This window comes from Ectopseudomonas guguanensis (assembly GCF_900104265.1).
GTDB classification, from domain to species: Bacteria; Pseudomonadota; Gammaproteobacteria; order Pseudomonadales; family Pseudomonadaceae; genus Aquipseudomonas; species Aquipseudomonas guguanensis.
In genome coordinates, this window is record NZ_FNJJ01000004.1 from 114380 (window position 1) to 136543 (window position 22164).

A 22164-nucleotide genomic window follows, 5' to 3' on the forward strand; every position below is an offset into this window, starting at 1 on the left:
GCTCGCTTGCCGCTCGGGTCACCGCTCTTTAGACTGGCGCCCTCCTCCGATTCGTTAGCCACGTCCATGCCCACTGCCTTTCCCGAAGATTCCGTCGGCCTGGTCAGCCCCCAGGTATTTCGTTTCAGCGAGCCGCTGGCGCTGGCCTGCGGGCGCAGCCTGGCCGAGTACGAACTGGTCGTCGAAACCTACGGCGAGCTGAATGCCGCGCGCAGCAATGCCGTGCTGATCTGCCACGCCCTGTCCGGCCATCATCATGCCGCCGGCTACCACAGCCCGGATGATCGCAAGCCCGGCTGGTGGGACAGCTGCATCGGCCCCGGCAAGCCCATCGACACCAACAAGTTCTTCGTCGTCAGCCTCAACAACCTCGGCGGCTGCAACGGCTCCACCGGCCCCAGCAGCACCAACCCGGCCACCGGCAAGCCTTATGGCGCGGATTTCCCGGTGATGACCGTGGAAGACTGGGTGCATAGCCAGGCACGCCTGGCCGATGTACTCGGCATCGAGCAATGGGCGGCGGTGATCGGCGGCAGCCTGGGTGGCATGCAGGCCCTGCAGTGGACCATCAGCTACCCCGAGCGCGTGCGCCACTGCCTGACCATCGCCTCGGCCCCCAAGCTGTCGGCGCAGAACATCGCCTTCAACGAGGTGGCGCGCCAGGCGATTCTCACCGACCCGGAATTCCATGGCGGGCATTTCCAGGAGCAGGGCGTGATTCCCAAGCGCGGGCTGATGCTGGCGCGCATGGTCGGCCATATCACCTACCTGTCCGATGACGCCATGGGCGAGAAATTCGGCCGCGGTCTGAAGAGCGAGAAGCTCAACTACGACTTCCACAGCGTCGAGTTCCAGGTGGAAAGCTACCTGCGCTACCAGGGCGAGGAATTCTCCGGACGCTTCGACGCCAATACCTACCTGCTGATGACCAAGGCCCTGGACTACTTCGACCCGGCCGCCGCCCACGATGGCGACCTGGCCAGGACCCTGGCCGTGGCCAAGGCGGACTTCTGCCTGATGTCCTTCACCACCGACTGGCGCTTCTCCCCCGCCCGCTCGCGGGAGATCGTCGACGCGCTGCTGGCGGCGAAGAAGAACGTCTGCTACCTGGAGATCGACGCACCGCAGGGTCACGACGCCTTCCTCATGCCGATCCCGCGTTACCTGCAGGCATTCGGCAGCTACATGAAGCGAATCGAGGTATGAGCATGCGAGCGGATCTGGACATCATCCAGGAATGGATCGCCCCGGGCAGCCGCGTGCTCGACCTGGGCTGCGGCGACGGCGAACTGCTCGCCTGGCTGCGCGACAACAAGCAGGTTTCCGGCTACGGCCTGGAAATCGACCCGGACAAGATCGCCCTGTGCATCGAGCGCGGCGTCAACGTCATCGAGCAGAACCTCGACCTGGGCCTGGGCAACTTCGCCAGCAACAGCTTCGACGTGGTGGTCATGACCCAGTCGCTGCAGGCGCTGCACTACCCGGACAAGGTGCTGGCCGAGATGCTGCGCGTCGGCAAGACCTGCATCATCACCTTCCCCAACTTCGGCCACTGGCGCTGCCGCTGGTACCTGACCACCAAGGGCCGCATGCCGGTGTCGGACTTCCTGCCCTACACCTGGTACAACACGCCGAATATCCACTTCTGCACCTTCGAGGACTTCGAGCGTCTATGTCACGCCCAGGGTGCGCGAGTGGAGGAACGCCTGGCCGTGGACCGCGACCACCGCCATGGCTGGGCCAGCCGTGCCTGGCCTAATCTGTTGGGTGAGATCGGCATCTACCGCATCCGCGGAGCGGATCTCGCAGCCCACCGCGTCGCGGTCTGAACCTGCCCGAGGAGAACCATCATGCGTCGCATCATCCCCTTTCTGATCGCCCTGTGCCTGGCCCTGCCGGCCGCCGCCGAACGCAAGCAAAGCTTCGGCGACCTCGACGTGCACTACAGCGTGTTCAATTCCAGCTTCATCCAGCCAGACATCGCCGCAGCGGCCGGCCTGGTGCGCAGCAAGACCCAGGGCGTGGTCAACGTCGCCGTGCTCAAGGCGGGCAAGGCCAGCACCGCGCAGGTCAGCGGCCAGGTGAAGAACCTGCTGGGACAGAGCACCGCGCTGACCTTCAGGCAGGTCACCGAGAGCGGCGCCATCTACTACCTGGCGCAGTTCCCCTTCTCCAGCCGCGAGATAATCAGCTTCACCCTCGACGTGCGTCAGGGCGACAACACGCAGCGCATCACCTTCAACCAGGAAATGTTCCCGGATGACTGATGCCGCAAGCGCTGCCGGCGTCTTTGCGTAGGAGCCCCGCCCCGGGGGCGAAGCTTTCATCCTGATTCGCGGCGGGGCGCCGCTCCTGCAGGTTCTGTAATTCAACGCTCAACCAACAGGCAATATCCGCATGATCGACTTCAAGGAACTGGTGCTGGCCAGCCATAACGCCGGCAAGCTCAAGGAACTGCAGGCCATGCTCGGCGACGCCGTGCGCGTGCGTTCGATCGGCGAATTCTCTAGCGTCGAGCCGGAGGAAACCGGCCTGTCGTTCGTCGAGAACGCCATCCTCAAGGCGCGCAATGCCGCACGTATCTCCGGGCTGCCGGCGCTCGCCGACGACTCCGGTCTGGCGGTGGACGCCCTCGGCGGCGCGCCGGGTATCTACTCGGCGCGCTACGCCGATGGTCAGGGCGATGCGGCGAACAATGCCAAGCTACTCGCGGCGCTCAGGGACGTACCGGATGCCGAGCGCGGCGCCCAATTCGTCTGCGCCCTGGCACTGGTGCGCCACGCCGACGACCCGCTGCCGATCCTCTGCGAAGGCCTGTGGCACGGCAGCATCCTGCACGAGGCGCGCGGCGAGCACGGCTTCGGCTACGACCCGCTGTTCTGGGTACCGGAAACCGAATGTTCCAGTGCCGAACTGCCGGCCGAACAGAAGAACCGCCTGAGCCACCGCGCCCGCGCCATGGCGCTGCTCCTGCAGCGCCTGGGGCTATGAAAGCGTCCCCAGGCAGGCCGCAGGCCACAGGCTCGAACCTGCAGCCTGCAGCCTGCAGCCTGCAGCTACCGCCTCTGGCGGCTTACATCCATATCCCCTGGTGCGTGCGCAAATGTCCTTACTGCGACTTCAACTCCCACGCTGCCGGGCCGAGCCTGCCTGAAGAGGAATACGTCGACGCGCTGCTGGCCGACCTCGACGTCGACCTGCAACACGTGCACGGCCGGCCGCTGACTTCGATTTTCTTCGGCGGCGGCACCCCAAGCCTGTTCTCCGACCGCGCCCTGGGCCGTCTGCTGGAGGGCATCGAACGGCGTGTGACCTTCGCGCCGGATATCGAGATCACCCTGGAGGCCAACCCCGGCACCTTCGAGCAGGCCAAATTCAAGGGCTATCGCAGCCTCGGCATCAATCGCCTGTCCATCGGCGTGCAGAGTTTTCAGGAAGCCAAGCTCAAGGCGCTGGGGCGCATCCACGATGGCAACGAGGCAATCCGCGCTGCCGATATGGCGCGCGCCGCCGGCTTCGACAATTTCAACCTCGACCTGATGCACGGCCTGCCCGAGCAGAGCATCGAGGACGCCCTGTTCGACCTGCGCACCGCCATCAGCCAGGGCCCGACGCACCTCTCCTGGTACCAGCTGACCATGGAGCCGAACACGGTGTTCTGGAGCCAGCCGCCGGTGCTGCCGGAGGACGATCTGCTGTGGGACATCCAGGAGGCCGGCCAGGCCCTGCTGGCGGCCGAGGGTTACCTGCAGTACGAGGTGTCCGCCTACGCCCGGCCAGGCAAGCAGGCGCGGCACAATCTCAACTACTGGACCTTCGGTGATTTTCTCGGCATCGGTGCCGGCGCCCACGCCAAGCTGAGCACGACTGACGGGCGCATCCTGCGCACCTGGAAGACCCGCCTGCCCAAGGACTATCTGGACCCGGCCAAGCCCTTCCAGGCGGGTGAGCGCGTGCTCGGCGCCGACGAGCTGCCCTTCGAATTTCTCATGAACGTGCTGCGCCTGACCGAAGGCGCACCCGTCGAGCTGTTCAACCAACGCACCGGCCTGCCGCTGCAGCAGCTCGAGCAGGCACGCCGCGAAGCCGAACGCCAGGGCCTGTTGCAGGCCGATCCGGCGCGCCTGGTGGCCACCGCCAGGGGCCAGCTGTTCCTCAACGACCTGCTGCAGCACTTCCTGCCCTGAGGCGCGCCCGGCTGCCGGCTGGAAGGCCGGCGTCCGCCTCGCGCGTGGCGCGCTGGCGTCGTGCCCCGCCACTCGGGTGCCATGTCCGCCCGCTCCAACAGAACCGCACCGGCAAACGACCAAACGAGACGCAATAGACCCTGCAGGTGAGACAGGCGTCCAACTTAGCGCCCTCGCCTCGCGCCGCTCGGCCTGGCTGTGAAGTGCATAGCGATTTTCTGGCACCCGCGTACCTAGACTGCCCCCTTTCGCCTTACCAGAGGAAGGAGCAATGGCATGTCAAAACGCTGGATAACCGCCGTGGTCGCCACGGTAATAGTGGGCGGCACCCTGGGCTTCGTGCTGTCGGAAGCCCTGCAGCCAGAAGGCGACACGGCGCAGAAGCAACCGGCAGGCTCGCCGGCCAGCCCCGCTGCTCCGGCCCTCGCCACCGCCGCCGCACCGGCCACGCTGCCGGACGCTGAGGGCAGGACGCAAGCGCAACCGAGCGCCAGCACACCGGCAGCGGCGCAAGTGACGCTGTGGCAAGCCGCGTCGCTGCAGGAAGAGGAAACGGACGGCATCGTCCGTCACCTCACCCAGCTCGATCCTCAGCAGCTGACAACCCTGCATACCGGCCAGGTCGTGGCCTTTGCCCTGCCGGGACGCCAGCACCCCGTGCGTGCGCGCCTTGGCGAAACCCGCAATACCGCCGGCAGCGCCGTCTGGCATGGCGCCCTGCTCGACGGCGATGCGATGGAAAGCATGACCCTGGTGCGCGGCACGCTGGAAACCCACATCACCCTCGCCACCCTCGACGGCAGCCTGTCGATCATCGTCGACAACGCCACCGGCAAGACCGTGATCACCGACGAGAACCAGCTGGTGTTGCGCGCCGACCCCAACGATCACCTGCATTACCAGCACAAGGAACTGCCTCCCCTGCCGCCGCCCGCCCAGGGCTGATGCACCTCTCTTACCCCCCCGCACAAGGATCGCAGACATGAAGAACGTGCAATGGTTATCCGCTCTGGCCCTGGCTCTGGCCGCCCATCACGCCCAGGCCAGCCCCGAGACCGTCGATATCATGGTGCTCTACACCAAGGACGCCCAGGCCCTGCCCAATGGCCGCGACATCGACGCGCGCATCGCCAGCTACATTGAGTACACCAACAACGCCTACGCCAAGAGCGGGGTCAACCTGCGCCTGCGCCTGGTGCACAAGCAGCTGCTCGACTGGGCCGACTACTACGACGTGTCATCGGCCAACCTCAACAAGTTCACCTACGACACCCGCGTGCAGCGTCTGCGCGAGCAGTACGGCGCGGACCTGGTGCAGCTGATCAACCGCACCACCCAGGGGCAGGGCTACGGCGTCTGCGGCATCGCCTGGATGGGCACCGGGCCGAAGAACAGCGACCGCTTCAACAGCGGCGCCAAGGAGATGGCCTACGGCCTGACCGGGGTCGACTGCAGCCTCAGCACCTTCGCCCACGAGGCCGGCCACAACATGGGTCTGCGCCACTCCTACGAGCAGGATCTGCAGGAAGGCTACTACAACGCCAACGGCCACAACGGCACCCATGAGTGGAGCCGCGGCTACGGCGTGCAGGGTCAGTTCAGCACCATCATGGCCTACCCCCAGGTGTTCGGCGCGCGCCGCCAGGCGCCGGTGTTCTCCAACCCGCAGCTGCGCGACAGCGAATGCGCCAATCAGGCCTGCGGCCAGCACGAGCTTGCCGACGCGGTGCGTGCGCTGAACGCCATGGCCAGCCAGATCGCGGCATTCCGCCCGACTCTGGTACCCATCACCGGCAATCCGGGAACCACCAACCCCGGTACGCCGCCGGCCGAGCTGGCATGGTGCAGCAAACCGGCGCTGCAGGGGCTGGTACGCAATGGCGAATTCACCAACAGCGAAGGCTGGCGTGGACTCTTCGGCCAGTCCGACCTGAGCCTGGTCAACGTGGCCCTGAACTGCCGCGACAATGCCCTGCAGATGGACGCGCGCGGCTTCGACATCCTGGCCACACCGGTCAGCGGCCTGCGTGAGGGTGTGCAGTATCGGCTGAGGGCCAACAGCATGCTCAAGGCCCGCAACAGCCGCGAAGACGTGCGCCTGGCGATCCTCCAGGAGGGCGTCGACGGCCGCCTGACCTACAGCGCGGAGCAGTCGACCAGTCTCTCGGTCAGCGGCAACGAGTTCAGTCGCCTGGAAAAAACCTTCACCTACCGTGCGCCCGCCAACGCGCGCGAGCTTTATGTGGCGGTCTGGAGCGAAAGCGGCAGCAGCCTGCTGATCGACGAAGTGGAGCTGCAGGAGGTTCAGAGCAACACGCCGCCAGCGGCACCGGCGCAGTTCGGCTGGGACTTCGAGAGTGGCATCGGCGGCTGGTCCGGTTACCACGGCAGCACGCGAATGAGCACCTACGCCAGCAGCGGTCGCCAGGCGCTCGAGGCCTACCAGCGCGAGTACGAAGGCTCCGGCGCCAGCGTCAGCCTGCTCGGCAACCTGGAGGCCGGCAAGCGCTACCGCATCGAAGCGGACCTGAGCATCGGTCGCAGCGCCTCGGTCAGCGCCGTCGCCTATGCCTACCTCTACGTGGAGGACAGCAGCGGGCGCGGTCAGTACCTGCCGCTCGGTCAACGCAACACCCGCGGCGGCAGCTGGAGCAGGCTGCAGCATGAAGTGCAGCTGCCTGCCGGCCCCCTGCGCCGTGCCGAGCTGTTGCTGCTTGGCACGCAACGCAGCCAGTCGCTGTTCATCGACAACGTCAGCGTGACCCGGCTGTAAGCCAGCGCGCCCGTGGCCCACGCAAACACGGGCGCGTCAGCGCCGAATGCGCCCGGCTCAGGCCGGGTGCGGCCTGGATAGCCGCGCACACGAGACCGGCCCGCGCGGGTGCACACAGGTCGATACGAATCCGTTAGTCTATGGCGCCGGAACGTGCGCCAACAGAGCTCGCCCGCGCGCTAGCCGCACGCAGGCACCTCGACGCCCGCCAGTGCGGCATCCCCTTTCGTTTGCCCGGCACCGGCCAGCTGCGCAGAGACGGCCAATGCCGTTCATGCCCCTTCGCCGTGCGGTCGGCCAACCTGCTGCGCGACCCGTTCTGCGCCGCGTCAACAAGGAGCCCCAATGGATTTGCTACTGGACCTGATCGTCACCCTGTCGCGCTGGAGCCGCAGCCACCTTGGCGACATTTCCCTGGCCATCATGGCCACCCTGCTGGTGCTGTTCGGCCCGGCCATCAACGCCTGGGTTCAGCGCACCATCGGCAACCTCAACTTCGTGCTGCGCACCCTGCTGTTCGTGGTGTTCTGCGCGGTCGGCTACGGCCTGGCGATCGTCTTTCTCACGCCCTGGCTGGCCAAGGGCCTGGCGCACTTCAACAACTACACCCTGGCCCCGGTGCTGATCCTGATCTTCGTGGTGATCGGCATCATGGCCGACCGCAATTAGGGCCTGCCGCCAGCGGCAGGTGCTCACAGCTGCCGCGCGCAAGGTGCAGCGTGCGCAGCACATAACGAGTTGCCGGCGGTTCGCACGGCGCACCCTACGCAGCCACCGGCCAATACCAGAGCCCCCATGAAAAACGCCGCGCTCCGGTGAAGGAGCGCGGCGTTTCGCTTGTACCAGCGCCGCTGGCCGCCTGGCTCAGTTACCTTCGCGACGCAGGGCCTGCGGGGTGAAGTCGCGCGGGCTCAGCCGGGCGTTGAAGTCGTACATCTTCTCGTTGTTGTCCAGGCCGTCAGCGAAGTAGCGGCCACCCTTGAGGTCGTAGATGGTCTCCAGGGTCGAGCCAAACATCGGTACGTCGTAGTAGCTGATCGGGTGCGCTTCCTGCAGGCCGATCAGCGCGCCGCTGCGGTCATACAGGTCGACGGCGAGGATCTGCCAGCTGTCCTCGTCCAGGTAGAAGCGGCGTTTGGCGTAAGGGTGGCTGAAACCGGTGCGCAGGTCCGCCTCCACCACCCAGACGCGATGCAACTCGTAGCGCAGCAGCTCGGGGTTGATGTGCCTGGCCTGCAGGATGTCGGCATAGGGAATGCCCTGCTGGTGCACCGCGTAGCTGTTGTAGGGCACCAGCATCTCGCGTTTGCCCAGCAGCTGCCACTCGTAGCGATCCGGCGCACCGTTGTAGGCGTCGACCTGGTCGGCAGTGGCCATGCCGTTGGTATCGGGCTGCAGGGTGTCGTAGGCGAGCATCGGCAGGCGGCGCACGCGACGCTCGCCGCGGTTGAAGCGCCAGGCCTTGCGGATCGCCAGCACCTGATCGAGGGTTTCCTGCACCACCAGGGCAGAGCCGGCCAGCTTGGCCGGCGCCACCACCTTGTACTTGTAGTGGAACAGAGTGTTGTCCAAGTCCTGCGGAGCTATGCCCTCACGGCCGTAGACGAAGTAGATGTCACGCTCGAGCTTGAGCAGGTTGTAGCTGCCGTTGGCGAGCACCGCCGCCTGGTTGGTGGCCATGCTGATCTGGTCGCCGCGGTAACGCATGACGTGGTTCCAGATCGCCTCCTGGCCGTTCTGCGCAATGGGGAACGGCACGCCGGCCGCGGCGCCCTGCACGCCATTGCCGCCGGAGATCAGCTCGGCATTGAGCGCATTGAAGCGCGTGGCATCGTAGATGCGCTGTGGCGCGGCGGCGCTGCGACGAGTCGGGAACACGCGCAGGTAGAAGCTGGGGTTCTGCTGCAGCAGGGCCTTGAGGCCGACCGGCAGTTGTTGCTCGTACTGCGCCAGGTTCTGGCCATCGACGCGATACAGCGGCTTGTCGCCTACGTAGGGGTCCGGGTGGTGCATGCCTGGCTGGTAACCGGCTGGCGGCGTGGACAGGCCGCCTGACCACGCCGGGATGGTGCCCGCCGCATTGCCCGCACGCTCGCCGCCCAGTGGGGTCAGGTCCTGCTCCAGGCGTGCAGCCTGGCTGGCGTCGACCTTGGCCTGAGCCTGAAAGGCCAGGGCGGTCAGCAGAAGAATGGAAACCGATCTCAACACAATGCTCTCCTTGCGGCGCCATGGCAGCGGCGTCGCCAATATCTACAGGCCTTGCAGGCATGCTTATCGTTGTTGTGTATTGAGAGCCTTTTCACGATCTCGCGAGCTAGCGCGATACAAGGCAAAAGCAAGCGAGGAAGCAGAGTTTACAAGTGGTAAAAGAGCATCCGAGCTTGTTTTTAACGCAGTAGCGCCGACGCGCAGCAGATCGTGAACAGGTTCTGAGGTGAGGCGCCATCCTGGCCGTCGGTTTATCCCGATCTAGTCATGCATCCTTCAGGTTCTAGCCTAGGCGATCCCTGTCGACAGGGATCGCCCGGTCATCATTGCTGGCGCTGGAACTTGAGGTCCCATACGCCGTGACCGAGGCGTTCGCCACGGCGTTCGAACTTGGTTACCGGGCGCTCCTCGGGGCGCGGCACGTAGGTGCCATCGGCAGCCAGGTTGCGATAGCCCGGTGCCGCGTTCATCACCTCGAGCATGTGCTCGGCATAATTCTCCCAGTCGGTGGCCATGTGCAGCACACCGCCGATCTTCAGCTTGCTGCGCACCAGCTCGGCGAAGGCCGGCTGCACGATGCGGCGCTTGTGGTGGCGGGACTTGTGCCAGGGATCAGGGAAGAACAGCAACACGCGATCGAGACTGGCATCGGCGACGCAATCACGCAGCACTTCCAGCGCATCGCAGCTGTACACACGGATGTTGCTCAGGTTCTGCGCCATGGCGCCATTGAGCAGCGCACCGACACCGGGCTTGTGCACCTCGACGCCGATGAAATCCTGCTCGGGCGCGGCGGCGGCCATCTCCAGGGTGGAATGGCCCATGCCGAAGCCGATCTCGAAGGTGCGCGGCGCGCTGCGCCCGAACACCTGATCGAAGTCACGCAGGCCGTCTTCCAGTTCCAGGCCGAACAGCGGCCAACCCTTGTCGATGCCACGCTGCTGGCCTTCGGTCATGCGCCCGGCGCGCATCACGAAGCTCTTGATGGTACGGCGCTGGCGACCGTCTTCGGTCAGTTCGGGCTGTTGGGTATCGGTCATGTGAAGCTCGTTAGTTGATCAGGCCGGTGAGGGGCGACGACGCACTGGCATAAAGTTTCTTCGGCATACGGCCGGCCAGGTAGGCCAGGCGACCAGCCTCGACGGCATGCTGCATGGCACGCGCCATCAGCACCGGGTTCTGCGCTTCGGCGATGGCGCTGTTCATCAGCACCGCCTCGCAGCCCAGCTCCATGGCGATGGTGGCATCGGAGGCCGTGCCCACGCCGGCATCGACCAGCACCGGCACCTTGGATTCCTCGAGGATGATGCGCAGGTTGTAGGGGTTGCAGATGCCCAGGCCCGAGCCGATCAGGCCGGCCAGCGGCATCACCGCGATACAGCCGATCTCGGCCAGCTGGCGAGCAATGATCGGATCGTCGCTGGTGTACACCATGACGTCGAAGCCGTCCTTGACCAGCACTTCGGCGGCCTTGATGGTTTCGATCACGTTGGGAAACAAGGTTTTCTGGTCGGCCAGCACTTCCAGCTTGACCAGGTTGTGGCCGTCGAGCAGCTCACGCGCCAGGCGGCAGGTGCGCACGGCCTCGACGGCGTCGTAGCAGCCGGCGGTGTTGGGCAGGATGGTGTACTTGTCCGGGCTGATCACGTCGAGCAGGTTCGGCTCGCCGGGATTCTGGCCGATATTGGTGCGGCGCACGGCCACGGTGACGATCTCGGCGCCGGAAGCGGCGATGGCGTCACGGGTTTCGTCCATATCCTTGTACTTGCCGGTCCCCACCAGCAGGCGCGACTGGAACGTACGACCGGCCAGGGTGAAGGGCTTGTCGCTGCGAACTTGGCTCATGGAATACTCCTCGTGAAGTCAACCGCCGCCGATGGCGTGCACCACTTCCACCTGATCGCCTTCGGCGAGCTGGGTGCTGTCGTGCTGGCTGCGTGGAACGATGTCCAGATTGAGCTCGACCGCCACACGGCGCCCGGTCAGGTCGAGGCGAACCAACAGGTCGGCGACGCTCTGGTTATCCGGCAGTTCGAAGGGTTCACCATTCAACTGGATACGCATGACGACTCGGTCACAACTAGGAAGAGGGCCGGCATTCTAGCCCGACAGCCGTCTGCGACCAAGGCTAAAAGGCGCCATTCGTCCTCATTTCTGACGCCAGGGTCAGGTCGGACACAGTAGGGTGCGCCGTGCGCACCGCCAGTCGTCCCAGCGCCTGAACAGCGCACGCGGCCTAGGCCAGCCTCCAGGCCGCCAAACCCAGGCACAGCCAGCCGATCAGGAAGGCGACGCCGCCGAACGGGGTGATCATGCCGAGCTTGCCGATGCCGCTGAGGGTCAGCAGGTAGAGGCTGCCGGAGAACAGCAGGATGCCCACGGCGAAGGCGCCGCCAGCCAGGTTTATCAAACGTCCGGGCATGTGCAGCGCCAGCAGACCGACGCCGAACAGGGCCAGCGCGTGGATCAGTTGATAGTGCGTGCCGGTCTGGAAGACGGCCAGATACTCAGGCGTCAGACGATTCTTCAGACCGTGAGCGGCAAAGGCGCCCAGAGCGACGCCGGTAAAACCGGCAAAAGCGGATAACAGCAGCCAGAGACGAGCCATGCAACCTCCAGAAGGGATCGAGCTGGCTCAGTTTAACCACTGAAAGCACAGGCGAGAGAGGCACTATTGTCACACCCGGAGCTTATCCGGAAGTGTTGGCGGCAATGTCTGCGGATTTTCTTGTGAAACCATCCCGGACAGAGCCGACGCCATCCCTGGTGGCAACCCTTCGGGCCGTCGGCAGAGCCGACGTCAAAAATCGCTCCCGGCGATTTTTTGTTTTAATAGCGCCTCGCCCAATCATTGCGAGAACCCATGCTGCGAGCCCTGACCCGTCGCCTGCTGAAACTGCTGCTCTGGCTGATGCTGGCCAGCGCCCTGCTGGTGCTCGTGCTGCGCTGGGTGCCGCCGCCCGGCACGGCGCTGATGATAGAACGCAAGATCGAGTCCTGGGGCAGCGGGCAGTCGCTGCAACTCAAGCGTCAGTGGCGCCCGTGGAACGAGCTGCCGGATCACCTGAAGATGGCGGTGATCGCCGCCGAAGACCAGAAGTTCGCCGAGCACTGGGGCTTCGACATGAATGCCATCCAGGCGGCACTGGCACACAACCAGAGCGGCGGCTCGCTGCGTGGCGCCAGCACCCTCAGCCAGCAGGTAGCCAAGAACCTGTTCCTCTGGTCCGGGCGCAGCTGGCTGCGCAAAGGGCTGGAAGCCTGGTTCACCGCGCTGATCGAGCTGTTCTGGTCGAAAGAACGCATCCTTGAGGTCTATCTCAACAGCGTCGAATGGGGCGATGGCATCTTCGGCGCCGAAGCCGCCGCACAGCATCATTTCGGCGTCGGCGCCCCTTACCTCAATCGCCAGCAGGCCAGCCAGCTGGCGGCCGTGCTACCCAACCCGCGGCGCTGGAGCGCAGGTCGGCCGAATGGCTACGTGATCCGCCGCGCGGCCTGGATTCGCCAGCAGATGAATCAGCTCGGCGGCAGCCACTACCTCAACCAGCTCAAGCCCAGGTCACCGGAGTGGTGGCCACGCTGGCTATAGAATCCGCCCCGGGACGCTGCTGCAGTCGCTACGCGCGGCGAACGCCGTAGGGTGCGCCGTGCGCACCAGGGATATCGATCGGCGCGCCTCAACCCCTAGCGCTGTGGCGCGAACGCGCGCCTGGGCACCGCGTGCAGCAACGCGACATCATCGCCCTGCAGATGCACGGTCAGCCCCCATTGCGGATAGACCCAGGCCCGCCCGTCGGCAAGCTCCAGGGTCAGGCGTGGCTGGCCGAAACTGGCGGCCAGGCGCTCGCTGGCCAGCGCCTGCGGTGCACCCAGATTGAGGCTGGCAATAGTGAACGCGGCCATCTGCTCGGCCAGTGACTCATCCAGTGCCACACCGGCGTCGCCGGGCCTGAGCCCTTGCGCGGCCATCAGACTGTCGCGCTGATTCTTGCTCAAGGCCAGTTCAGCCTGCAGCGACCACTCGCCCTCATCCCCTTCGAGCGTCGCTCGATAGGACAGCCGTGCGCCGTCCAGACGCGGCTCCAGCCACAGCTCGCCCGCGGCCAGCGCCTGCACATCACGCAACGTCAGCCCATCTTCGGCCAGCGGCTGCAACAGCGCATCGCGCCACTGCTGCAGGTTGGCCACCGGCTGAACCTCGCTGCTGCGCATCAACCAGGCGCCCCAGGCGAAGAACAGCACGGCAACGATCGCGAATATCAGCCAGTGCTGCGCTTTCAGCGGGGTTTTGTTCAAGGCGGTTGCTCCAGACAGCAAAAAGCCGCACCAGGGTGCGGCTTTTCGGGTTGCGGCAGACTCAGGCGGCGATACAGCCCTTGAGCTTGTTCATCGCGTTCTTCTCGAGCTGGCGGATACGCTCGGCCGAGACGTTGTACTTGGCAGCCAGGTCGTGCAGCGTCGCCTTCTCTTCGGCCAGCCAGCGCTGGTAGAGGATGTCGCGGCTACGCTCGTCCAGGCTTTCCAGCGCTTCGTGCAGGTTGCTGCTGGAGCTGTCGCTCCAATCGGCATCCTCGAGCTGGCGAGCCGGGTCGTAGCGGTGATCTTCCAGGTAATGCGCGGGCGACTGGAAGGCGCTGTCGTCGTCGGCATCGGCTGCCGGGTCGAAGGCCATGTCCTGGCCGGTCAGGCGACTTTCCATCTCGCGCACTTCGTGCGGCTCGACGCCCAGGCTTTCGGCTACCGCGGTGACTTCATCGTTGTTCAGCCAGGCCAGACGCTTCTTCTGGCTGCGCAGGTTGAAGAATAGCTTGCGCTGCGCCTTGGTGGTGGCCACCTTGACGATGCGCCAGTTCTTCAGGATGAACTCGTGGATTTCGGCACGAATCCAGTGCACCGCGAAGGAAACCAGACGCACGCCCATTTCCGGGTTGAAGCGCTTGACCGCCTTCATCAGGCCGACGTTGCCTTCCTGGATCAGGTCGGCCTGGGCCAGACCATAACCGGAGTAGCTGCGGGCGATATGCACCACGAAACGCAGGTGGGCCAGCACCATCTGGCGGGCGGCCTCGAGGTCCTGCTGGTAGTAGAGATTTTCGGCCAGTTCACGCTCCTGCTCGGGCGTCAGCAGCGGGATGCTGTTGACCGCATGCACGTAAGCTTCCAGGTTGGCGCCTGGAACAAGGGCATGAACAGGTTGCAAGGAAGTGGACATTCGAATCCTCCGATTCACGAAACTCGTGCAGTGTAGCACTGCGCTATCTGATTAAGAGCCTGTGGATAAGTTCCCTGTCAGATAGTCAATATCAACCAAAACAATGACTTGTCAGCTGGCGTTCAGCCTTGCCGAAAGGCGCCTCAACGGGGCGCCAGTTCGTTCAGATGACGCGCCACTGCCAGCCAGGCGCCAATATAGCCCAACAGCACGGCGCCAAGCAGCAGCGAAAAACCGTCGGACGAAGGTACGCCACCCAGGGCGAAATCGCTACCGTAAAGTCCGGCCAAACGTACTACGGCATCGTTCAGCCAATCCAGCCCGAAGGCCAGCAGCAACCAGGCGAAGATGCCTGCGCCGAAACCATACAACGCGCCCATATAAAGGAAGGGACGTCGCACGTAGCCATCGGTTCCACCTACCAGCTTGATCACCTCGATCTCGGCGCGGCGGTTCTCGATGTGCAGGCGGATGGTGTTGCCGATCACCAGCAGCAGCGCCAGGATCAGCAGCAGGCTGAGGCCGAAGACGAAGCGATCGCCCAGTTTTAGGATGGCAGTCAGACGCTCGACCCAGACCAGATCGAGCTGTGCCTGCTCCACCTTGGGCAGCTCAGCCAGACGCTGGCGCAGGGCTTCGAGCTTGGCCTTGTCGACTTCCTTCGGCGTGACCAGGACCACGCCCGGCAGCGGGTTCTCCGGCAGTTCCTTGAGCGCCTGGCCCAGGCCGGAGAGCTGCTGGAACTCTTCCAGCGCCTGCTCACGGCTGATCCACTCGGCATCGGCCACGTCATCCATCGCCGCAATCTGCTCGCGCAGCGACTGGCCTTCACGCTCGCTGGCCGACATATCGAGGAACAGGGAAATCTGCGCCGCGCGCTGCCAGGAGCCGCCGAGCTTCTCGACGTTGTCCAGCAGCAGCGACAGGCCCATGGGCAGGCTCAGCGCCACGGCCATCACCCAGCAGGTGAAGAAGCTGCCGATGGGCTGGCGCGCCAGGCGACGCAGGCTGTCCACCAGGCTGGCGCGGTGACTTTCCAGCCAGGCATGGAACAGCGTGCGGAAATCCGGCTCGTCGGCCGGGCCGTCCACCACCTTGTTGCGCGGCGCCGCGCCGACCCGTTCGGCCGGTTGCGGGGTGGGCATCTTCGATGCGCTCATCAGGCAGCCTCCCCGTCACCGATCAGGCGACCGCGTTGCAGGGTGAGCATGCGCTGGCGCATGCGCGCGATCAGCGCCAGGTCGTGGCTGGCGATCAGCACCGTGGTACCCAGCTGGTTGATGTCCTCGAACACGCCCATGATCTCGGCAGCGAGGCGCGGGTCGAGGTTACCGGTGGGCTCGTCCGCCAGCAGCAGGGCCGGCCGGTGGACAATGGCGCGGGCGATACCGACGCGCTGCTGCTGACCGGTGGACAGGTCCCCCGGCGCCTGCGCGGCCTTGTCGCTGAGGCTGACGCGCTCCAGCGCAGCGCCGACGCGCTTGGCGATCTCCGGCTTGGACAGACCGAGAATCTGCAGCGGCAGGGCGACGTTGTCGTAGACCGTGCGATCGAACAGCAGTTGGTGATTCTGGAACACCACGCCGATCTGCCGACGCAGGAAGGGAATCTGCGCGTTGGTGATGGTCGACAGGTCCTGCCCGGCCAGCAGCAGCTTGCCGCTGGTGGGCCGTTCCATCGCCAGCAGCAGGCGCAGCAGCGTGCTCTTGCCGGCACCGGAGTGGCCGGTGACGAAGAGAAATTCGCCGGGGCGAACGCGGAAAGTCAGCTCGTGCAGCCCGACATGGCCATTGGGGTAACGCTTGGCGACCTGCTCGAATCGGATCATCCGCGCTCACGCTCCTCGAAGAGTGCCTGGACGAAAGCCTGCGCCTCGAACGGACGCAGATCATCGATACCTTCACCCACGCCAATGTAGCGAATCGGCAGGCCGAACTGCTTGGCCAGGGCGAAGATGACGCCGCCCTTGGCGGTGCCATCGAGTTTGGTCAGCGCCAGGCCGGTGAGGTTCACCGTCTGGTTGAACTGCTTGGCCTGGCTGATGGCGTTCTGCCCGGTGCCGGCATCGAGCACCAGCAGCACTTCGTGCGGCGCCGTCTCGTCCAGCTTGCCAATCACCCGACGGACCTTCTTCAGCTCTTCCATCAGGTTGTCCTTGGTGTGCAGGCGCCCGGCGGTATCGGCGATCAACACGTCGATGCCGCGCGACTTGGCGGCCTGCACCGCATCGAAGATCACCGAGGCCGAGTCGGCGCCGGTGTGCTGGGCAATGACCGCGATGTTGTTGCGCTCACCCCAGACCTGCAGCTGTTCCACGGCGGCAGCGCGGAAGGTGTCGCCGGCGGCGAGCATGACCTTCTTGCCGTCTTGCTGCAGCTTCTTGGCCAGCTTGCCGATGGTGGTGGTCTTGCCCACGCCGTTGACGCCAACGACGAGGATCACATAGGGCTGCTTGGCGCCGTCGATCACCAGCGGCTGCTCGACCGGCTTGAGCAGGCTGACCAGCTCTTCCTGCAGGGCCTTGTACAGCGCGCCGCTGTCGGCCAGTTCCTTGCGCGCCACGCGCTTGGTCAGGTTGCCGATGATGGTGGTGGTCGCCTCGACACCGACGTCGGCAGTGAGCAGGCGGGTTTCCAGATCGTCGAGCAGGTCGTCGTCGATGGCCTTCTTGCCGAGGAACAGGCTGGCCATGCCTTCGCCGAGGCTGGCGCTGGTCTTGGACAGCCCCTGCTTGAGACGGGCGAAGAAGCCGGGCTTGTCCTGCGTGGCCGGCGCGGCGCCAGGCGCCGGCTCAGCCGCCACCGCAGCGGCCTCGACCACGGGCTCGGCTACGACGGGCGGCGGTTCGATGACCGCAGGTGAGGCAACCGGGGTGTCGGCAGCTGGCTGCTCGGGCTGCGGCGCTGGAGCAGGTGCAACTTCAGCCGTCGCGGGCGAGACTGCCGGCACGGTTGCAGGCACAGGCTCGGAGGCCGGCGCCTCGACAGGAGCCTGAACCGGCGCGGATGGCTCGACAGGCGCGGGCTGCGTCGGCTCGGTAGCACTCTCTGCCGGTTTCTTGCGCCACCAGCTGAACAGGGATTTCTTTTCTTCACTCACAGGCTGGGCCTGATTACCGGCCTCGGCCGGTGGATTCTTGTCGTCTTTGGAACCGAACATGGGTCATCTCAAAGGGGCGAGCAGTCATCGCAGACAGCCGGTGCCGCGTGCCGCATCCAGAAAAATTCGCTTGCCGGGAACGTCCCGGGGCAACCGCCCGCACGGGCACATCAAAAGGGCTTGCGCTGTAGAACAGCGCGAGACTTTACCACTTTAGAGCGTTGCCGCGCAGCGTTGCAGCGGGCCAGTTGCCTGCCGCCGATCAGGCGCCCGCAGCAAGCGGTACGCCAGCAGGGTGTCGGTAGCGATGGCGCCCAAAAACCTATACAAAATTTGTACATTCTGGCGCACAATCGTCCAACTTCTCTCAGTCCAGCCTTGCGGGGTCGCCAGCATGCTTGTTCGCCTTACCTATGCCAGCCGTGCCAGCCATGGCATCACTTCGCAGCTGATCCGCGACATTCTTGAAAGTTCGCAGCGCAACAACCCGGCTCGCGGCCTCACCGGCATCCTGTGCTGCAATGCCGACACCTTTCTGCAGGCCCTGGAGGGGCCGCGAACGGCGATCAACTCCCTGTACAACCTGCTGGCCGAGGATACACGCCACAAGGATCTGACGATTCTCGACTACGAAGAGATCGACGTACGCCGCTACGCCAACTGGAGCATGGGCTGGGCCGGTGCCAAGCAGGCCAACCGGGAACTCTTCCTGAAATACTCCTGCAGCGATCGCCTCGACCCCTTCAGCATGAGCGCCGAGCAGATCAGAGGCCTGCTGCTGGAACTGTCGGCCACCGTCAGCACCATCAGCGCACCGATAGTCGACTGAGCACTCTTCGCCAGCGCGCAGAACCTAAACACCTGCGCCGATGTCGGAACGGCGGGCGGTGCCTCGTCGCATGGATGGGGTATCCTGACGCCCTTTCGTCAACGGCGGCTCGACCGCCTCGGCCATCCAACAGGACGACACCTGATGATTGTCTCTGCACGCCGCACCCTCGGTCTGATCATGGGGGTGCTCTGCCTGCCAATGGCGGCGCTCGCCGCCGCGCCGCAGCCCACCCACGAATTCACCCTCGATAACGGCCTCAAGGTCATCGTCCGCGAGGATCACCGCGCGCCCGTGGTGGTCAGCCAGCTCTGGTACAAGGTCGGCTCCAGCTACGAGACGCCCGGCTCCACCGGGCTTTCCCATGCGCTGGAACACATGATGTTCAAGGGCAGCCGCAAGTTCGGCCCCGGCGAAGCCTCGCGCATCCTGCGCGAGCTGGGCGCCGAGGAAAACGCCTTCACCAGCGACGACTACACCGCCTATTACCAGGTGCTGGCCAGCGACCGCCTGGGCGTGGCCCTGGAGCTGGAAGCCGACCGCCTGGCCAGCCTGCAGCTGCCGGCAGACGAGTTCGCCAAGGAGATCGAGGTGATCAAGGAAGAGCGCCGTCTGCGCACCGACGACCGCCCCTCCTCGCTGGCCTTCGAGCGCTTCAAGGCCATGGCCTACCCGGCCAGCGGCTACGGCATTCCCACCATCGGCTGGATGGCCGACCTCGACCGCATGCACATCGACGAGCTGCGCGCCTGGTACCGGAAGTGGTATGCGCCGAACAACGCCACCCTGGTGGTGGTCGGCGACGTCGGCGTGGATGAGGTCAAGACCCAGGTGCAGCGTTACTTCGGCGACATTCCGCGGCGCGAGGTGCCGACCGCCAAGCTGCCGCTGGAACTGGGCGCAGCGGGCGAGCGCCGCACCACCCTGTATCTCAAGACCCAGCTGCCAAGCCTGCTGATGGGCTTCAACGTGCCTGGCCTGGCCACCGCCGAAACGCCGCGCCAGGTCTATGCCCTGCGCCTGGCCGCCGCCCTGCTCGACGGCGGCTACAGTGCGCGCCTGTCGACTCGACTGGAGCGCGGCGAGGAGCTCGTTTCCGGCGCCAGCGCCTGGTACAACGCCTTCACCCGTGGCGACAGCCTGTTCGTCCTCACCGCTACGCCGAACGTGCAGAAGGGCAGAACCCTGGAACAGGCCGAAGCCGGCCTGTGGCGCGAGCTGGAAGAGCTGAAGAAGACCCCGCCGTCCGCTGCCGAACTGGCGCGCGTACGCGCCCAGGTCATCGCCGGCCTGGTGTTCGAGCGCGACTCGATCACCAGCCAGGCCACCAGCATCGGCCAACTGGAAACCGTCGGCCTGTCCTGGCAACTGATCGACCAGGAACTGGCCGAGCTGGAAGCCGTGACCCCGGCGGACATTCAGCAGGCCGCCCGTACCTTCTTCGTTCGCGACCGTTTGAGTGTCGCCCACGTTCTGCCCGAAGAGTCCCGCCATGAGGAGTCCCGCCCATGAAGACTGAGCAACGCCGCCTGGGCCTGCTCGGCCTGATCCTGTCCAGCGCCCTGGCACTGGGTGCCTGCGCCAGCCTGTCCGCTCCGACGCTGAGCGGCGATGCCGCGAAACTGCAGTCGCTGGCCGAGCTCGATGGCCAGGCACCGACCCGCCGTACCCTGGAAATCCAGACCTGGACCACGCCACAGGGCGCCAAGGTACTGTTCGCCCCGGCCCATGAGCTGCCGATGTTCGACCTGCGCCTGACCTTCGCCGCCGGTAGCAGCCAGGACGGCGGCGTGCCGGGTCTGGCCACCCTGACCAACGCCATGCTCAATGAAGGCGTACCGGGCAAGGACGTCGGCGCCATCGCTGCCGGCTTCGAGGGCCTCGGCGCCGAATTCGGCAACGGCGCCTACCGCGACATGGCCGTGGCCAGCCTGCGCAGCCTGAGCGCCAGAGAGCAGCGTGACCCGGCACTGGCACTGTTCGCCGAGGTACTGGGCAAGCCGACCTTCCCCGAGGACTCGCTGGCGCGGATCAAGAACCAGCTGCTGGCCGGTTTCGAGTTCCAGAAGCAGAACCCCGGCAAGCTGGCCAGCCTGAAGCTGTTTGAGCGCCTGTACGGCCAGCACCCCTACGCGCATCCGAGCGACGGTACCGCGCAGTCGATCCCGGCCATCAGCCGTCAGCAACTGCAGGCCTTCCACGCTCGCGCCTACGCCGCCGGCAACACGGTGATCGCCCTGGTCGGCGACCTCTCGCGCAGCGAAGCCGAGGCCATCGCCAACCAGGTGTCCGCGGCCCTGCCGCAGGGACCGGCACTGCCGCGCATCGCCCAGCCGCAAGCGCCCAAGCCGGGGGCTAGCCACATCGAATTCCCCTCCAACCAGACCCACCTGCTGATCGCCCAGCTCGGCATCGACCGTCGCGACCCGGACTACGCCGCGCTCTATCTGGGCAACCAGATCCTCGGCGGCAGCGGCTTCGGCACCCGCCTGATGACCGAAGTGCGTGAGAAGCGCGGCCTGACCTACGGCGTCTACTCCGGCTTCAGCGCCATGCAGGCGCGCGGCCCGTTCATGATCAACCTGCAGACCCGTGCCGAACTGAGCCAGGGCACCCTGGCCCTGGTCAAGCAGCTGCTCGCCGACTATCTGCGCGAAGGCCCGACCCAGCAGGAGCTGGACAATGCCAAGCGTCAGCTGGCCGGCAGCTTCCCGCTGTCCACCGCGAGCAACGCCGATATCGTCGGCCAACTGGCGTCGATGGGCTTCTACGACCTGCCGCTGAGCTATCTGGACGACTTCATGCGTGACGTGCAGGCGCTGAGCATCGAAGAGGTCAAGACCGCTATGGCCAAGCACCTCGACCCCGAGGCCCTGGTGGTGGTCAGCGCGGGTCCGACGGTAGCGCAGAAGGAACTGCCACCGCCCACCGACCGCCCGGCCGAACTGCCCAGCACGGTGCCGCACTGATGCGCGGTCGCGCTCCGCAGAAACCCGCCGCGGGCAAGGCCCACGGCGGCCAGGGCCAGTTGCGCATCATCGGCGGGCAGTGGCGTTCGCGGCGCTTCGCCTTCCCCGATGGCCCGGGCCTGCGCCCGACCCCGGACCGGGTGCGCGAGACGTTGTTCAACTGGCTGGCGCCCTATGTCGAGGGTGCTCATGTACTCGACCCCTTCGCCGGCAGCGGCGCGCTGCTGCTCGAAGCCTTGTCGCGCGGCGCCGCCAGCGGCCTGGCCTGCGACCTCAACCCGGCCTCGGTGAGCGCCTTGCGCGGGCATCTGACGACGCTGCAGTGCAGCACCGGCGAAATCCAGCTGGGCGATGCCCTGCAGCTGCTGGCCCGGCCGGCGCCGCGGCGCTTCGATATCGTCCTGCTCGACCCGCCGTTCCACAAGGATCTGCTGCAAGGCGCCTGCACGCTGCTGGAAACCCAGGGCTGGCTGGCCGACGACGCCTGGATCTACACCGAAAGCGAGACAGCGCCCTCGACGCTGGGCCTGCCCGGCAACTGGCGCCTGCATCGGGAGAAGCACACTGGTCAGGTGCATTACGCGCTGTGGCAGCGTGGATGAAGGACTTTATCTACGCCCACCTGCCCTACCTGCTGCTGATCGCACTGGCGCTGCCGGTACTGTTCAGCCAGCAGGAAATTCCGCTGAATTTGAATCGCACGATACTGTTGGAGCATCAGCAAGGTATCGTCATCGGACTTACCAATCAGCGTATCGTCGCGTTACTGGTATTGGCCTGGTGCGCTTGGCGCATACTCCGCAAGCGCCGACGCTGAATAGCTCCGTAGCCTGGATGAAACCAGGGCCACCATTCCCGGATTGCATCCGGGCTACGTCTACTGC

Annotated in this window: 24 protein-coding genes; 14 read left to right on the top strand and 10 right to left on the bottom strand. The window is 65.6% G+C overall.

From position 1 onward, the window contains the following. Positions 1-66: 66 nt before the first annotated feature. The 8 genes from metX (at position 67) to BLS61_RS07360 (ending at position 7629) form a co-directional block, all read left to right on the top strand. Complete coding sequence (metX, locus tag BLS61_RS07325; RefSeq protein ID WP_090429416.1) at positions 67-1206, top strand: homoserine O-succinyltransferase MetX; 1140 nt, start codon at positions 67-69, stop codon at positions 1204-1206. 2 nt (positions 1207-1208) lie between these two features. Beyond that, the gene (gene metW / locus BLS61_RS07330) at positions 1209-1829 is read left to right on the top strand and encodes a methionine biosynthesis protein MetW (RefSeq protein ID WP_090429418.1); all 621 of its coding nucleotides are present in this window, start codon (positions 1209-1211) and stop codon (positions 1827-1829) included. Between the two features lie 21 nt (positions 1830-1850). Then, complete coding sequence (locus tag BLS61_RS07335; protein ID WP_090429420.1) at positions 1851-2267, top strand: DUF4426 domain-containing protein; 417 nt, start codon at positions 1851-1853, stop codon at positions 2265-2267. A 130-nt stretch (positions 2268-2397) separates the two neighbouring features. Beyond that, on the top strand, positions 2398-2991 hold the full coding sequence (gene rdgB, locus BLS61_RS07340; protein ID WP_090429422.1) for an RdgB/HAM1 family non-canonical purine NTP pyrophosphatase: 594 nt from the start codon (positions 2398-2400) through the stop codon (positions 2989-2991). Next, entirely contained in the window at positions 2988-4187 is a 1200-nt protein-coding gene (gene hemW, locus BLS61_RS07345; protein ID WP_244157920.1) for a radical SAM family heme chaperone HemW, read from the top strand. The genes rdgB and hemW overlap by 4 nt, the downstream gene beginning before the upstream one ends. Positions 4188-4463: 276 nt before the next feature. Next, a complete protein-coding gene (bamI, locus tag BLS61_RS07350) occupies positions 4464-5132 on the top strand; it encodes a biofilm-associated metzincin protease inhibitor BamI (protein WP_090429424.1) in 669 nt (222 codons plus the stop codon). A 37-nt stretch (positions 5133-5169) separates the two neighbouring features. Continuing rightward, positions 5170-6960, top strand: coding sequence for a biofilm-associated metzincin protease Mep72 (gene mep72 / locus BLS61_RS07355; RefSeq protein ID WP_090429426.1), 1791 nt, complete (start codon positions 5170-5172; stop codon positions 6958-6960). Between the two features lie 345 nt (positions 6961-7305). After that, complete coding sequence (locus BLS61_RS07360) at positions 7306-7629, top strand: DUF3392 domain-containing protein (protein WP_024309848.1); 324 nt, start codon at positions 7306-7308, stop codon at positions 7627-7629. Positions 7630-7824: 195 nt separating this feature from the next. On the opposite strand, the gene BLS61_RS07365 is transcribed toward BLS61_RS07360, so the two are convergent. The 5 genes from BLS61_RS07365 to BLS61_RS07385 form a co-directional block, all read right to left on the bottom strand. Further along, the gene (locus BLS61_RS07365) at positions 7825-9168 is read right to left on the bottom strand and encodes a DUF1329 domain-containing protein (protein WP_090429428.1); all 1344 of its coding nucleotides are present in this window, start codon (positions 9166-9168) and stop codon (positions 7825-7827) included. 323 nt (positions 9169-9491) lie between these two features. Beyond that, positions 9492-10208 (bottom strand): tRNA (guanosine(46)-N7)-methyltransferase TrmB, encoded by a 717-nt coding sequence (gene trmB, locus BLS61_RS07370; protein ID WP_090429430.1) that lies wholly within the window; start codon positions 10206-10208, stop codon positions 9492-9494. Positions 10209-10218: 10 nt separating this feature from the next. After that, positions 10219-11013: a thiazole synthase gene (locus tag BLS61_RS07375; protein ID WP_017363115.1), complete on the bottom strand. Its 795-nt coding sequence runs from the start codon at positions 11011-11013 to the stop codon at positions 10219-10221. Positions 11014-11031: 18 nt separating this feature from the next. Beyond that, positions 11032-11232, bottom strand: coding sequence for a sulfur carrier protein ThiS (gene thiS, locus BLS61_RS07380; RefSeq protein ID WP_003463964.1), 201 nt, complete (start codon positions 11230-11232; stop codon positions 11032-11034). Positions 11233-11404: 172 nt separating this feature from the next. After that, positions 11405-11776 (bottom strand): DUF423 domain-containing protein, encoded by a 372-nt coding sequence (locus tag BLS61_RS07385; RefSeq protein ID WP_090429433.1) that lies wholly within the window; start codon positions 11774-11776, stop codon positions 11405-11407. A gap of 255 nt (positions 11777-12031) precedes the next feature. Between BLS61_RS07385 and mtgA the strand changes: the two genes are divergently transcribed. Then, positions 12032-12760: a monofunctional biosynthetic peptidoglycan transglycosylase gene (mtgA, locus tag BLS61_RS07390; protein WP_090429435.1), complete on the top strand. Its 729-nt coding sequence runs from the start codon at positions 12032-12034 to the stop codon at positions 12758-12760. Positions 12761-12855: 95 nt separating this feature from the next. Here mtgA and BLS61_RS07395 read toward each other — a convergent pair whose 3' ends face one another. From BLS61_RS07395 to ftsY, 5 genes are all read right to left on the bottom strand, one after another. Further along, a complete protein-coding gene (locus BLS61_RS07395) occupies positions 12856-13467 on the bottom strand; it encodes a hypothetical protein (protein WP_090429437.1) in 612 nt (203 codons plus the stop codon). 61 nt (positions 13468-13528) lie between these two features. After that, positions 13529-14383 carry an RNA polymerase sigma factor RpoH gene (gene rpoH / locus BLS61_RS07400; RefSeq protein ID WP_024309858.1) on the bottom strand — a complete coding sequence of 285 codons (855 nt, stop codon included), beginning with the start codon at positions 14381-14383 and terminating at the stop codon, positions 13529-13531. Between the two features lie 143 nt (positions 14384-14526). Beyond that, positions 14527-15543: a permease-like cell division protein FtsX gene (gene ftsX, locus BLS61_RS07405; RefSeq protein ID WP_090429439.1), complete on the bottom strand. Its 1017-nt coding sequence runs from the start codon at positions 15541-15543 to the stop codon at positions 14527-14529. Continuing rightward, complete coding sequence (ftsE, locus tag BLS61_RS07410; RefSeq protein ID WP_013717545.1) at positions 15543-16211, bottom strand: cell division ATP-binding protein FtsE; 669 nt, start codon at positions 16209-16211, stop codon at positions 15543-15545. Before ftsE ends, ftsX begins: the two co-directional genes overlap by 1 nt. Beyond that, positions 16208-17542 (bottom strand): signal recognition particle-docking protein FtsY, encoded by a 1335-nt coding sequence (ftsY, locus tag BLS61_RS07415; RefSeq protein ID WP_090429441.1) that lies wholly within the window; start codon positions 17540-17542, stop codon positions 16208-16210. The genes ftsE and ftsY overlap by 4 nt, the downstream gene beginning before the upstream one ends. 334 nt (positions 17543-17876) lie before the next feature. Here ftsY and BLS61_RS07425 point away from each other — a divergent pair, with 334 nt between their 5' ends. The 5 genes from BLS61_RS07425 to BLS61_RS07445 all read left to right on the top strand — a co-directional run bounded on the left by BLS61_RS07425 (position 17877) and on the right by BLS61_RS07445 (position 22097). Beyond that, on the top strand, positions 17877-18311 hold the full coding sequence (locus BLS61_RS07425; RefSeq protein WP_090429443.1) for a BLUF domain-containing protein: 435 nt from the start codon (positions 17877-17879) through the stop codon (positions 18309-18311). 144 nt (positions 18312-18455) lie between these two features. Next, on the top strand, positions 18456-19823 hold the full coding sequence (locus BLS61_RS07430; protein WP_090429445.1) for a M16 family metallopeptidase: 1368 nt from the start codon (positions 18456-18458) through the stop codon (positions 19821-19823). Further along, a complete protein-coding gene (locus BLS61_RS07435; RefSeq protein ID WP_090429447.1) occupies positions 19820-21280 on the top strand; it encodes a M16 family metallopeptidase in 1461 nt (486 codons plus the stop codon). Before BLS61_RS07430 ends, BLS61_RS07435 begins: the two co-directional genes overlap by 4 nt. Then, a complete protein-coding gene (rsmD, locus tag BLS61_RS07440) occupies positions 21280-21882 on the top strand; it encodes a 16S rRNA (guanine(966)-N(2))-methyltransferase RsmD (RefSeq protein WP_090429450.1) in 603 nt (200 codons plus the stop codon). The genes BLS61_RS07435 and rsmD overlap by 1 nt, the downstream gene beginning before the upstream one ends. Next, on the top strand, positions 21879-22097 hold the full coding sequence (locus tag BLS61_RS07445) for a hypothetical protein (protein WP_090429452.1): 219 nt from the start codon (positions 21879-21881) through the stop codon (positions 22095-22097). The genes rsmD and BLS61_RS07445 overlap by 4 nt, the downstream gene beginning before the upstream one ends. Positions 22098-22164 lie beyond the last annotated feature (67 nt).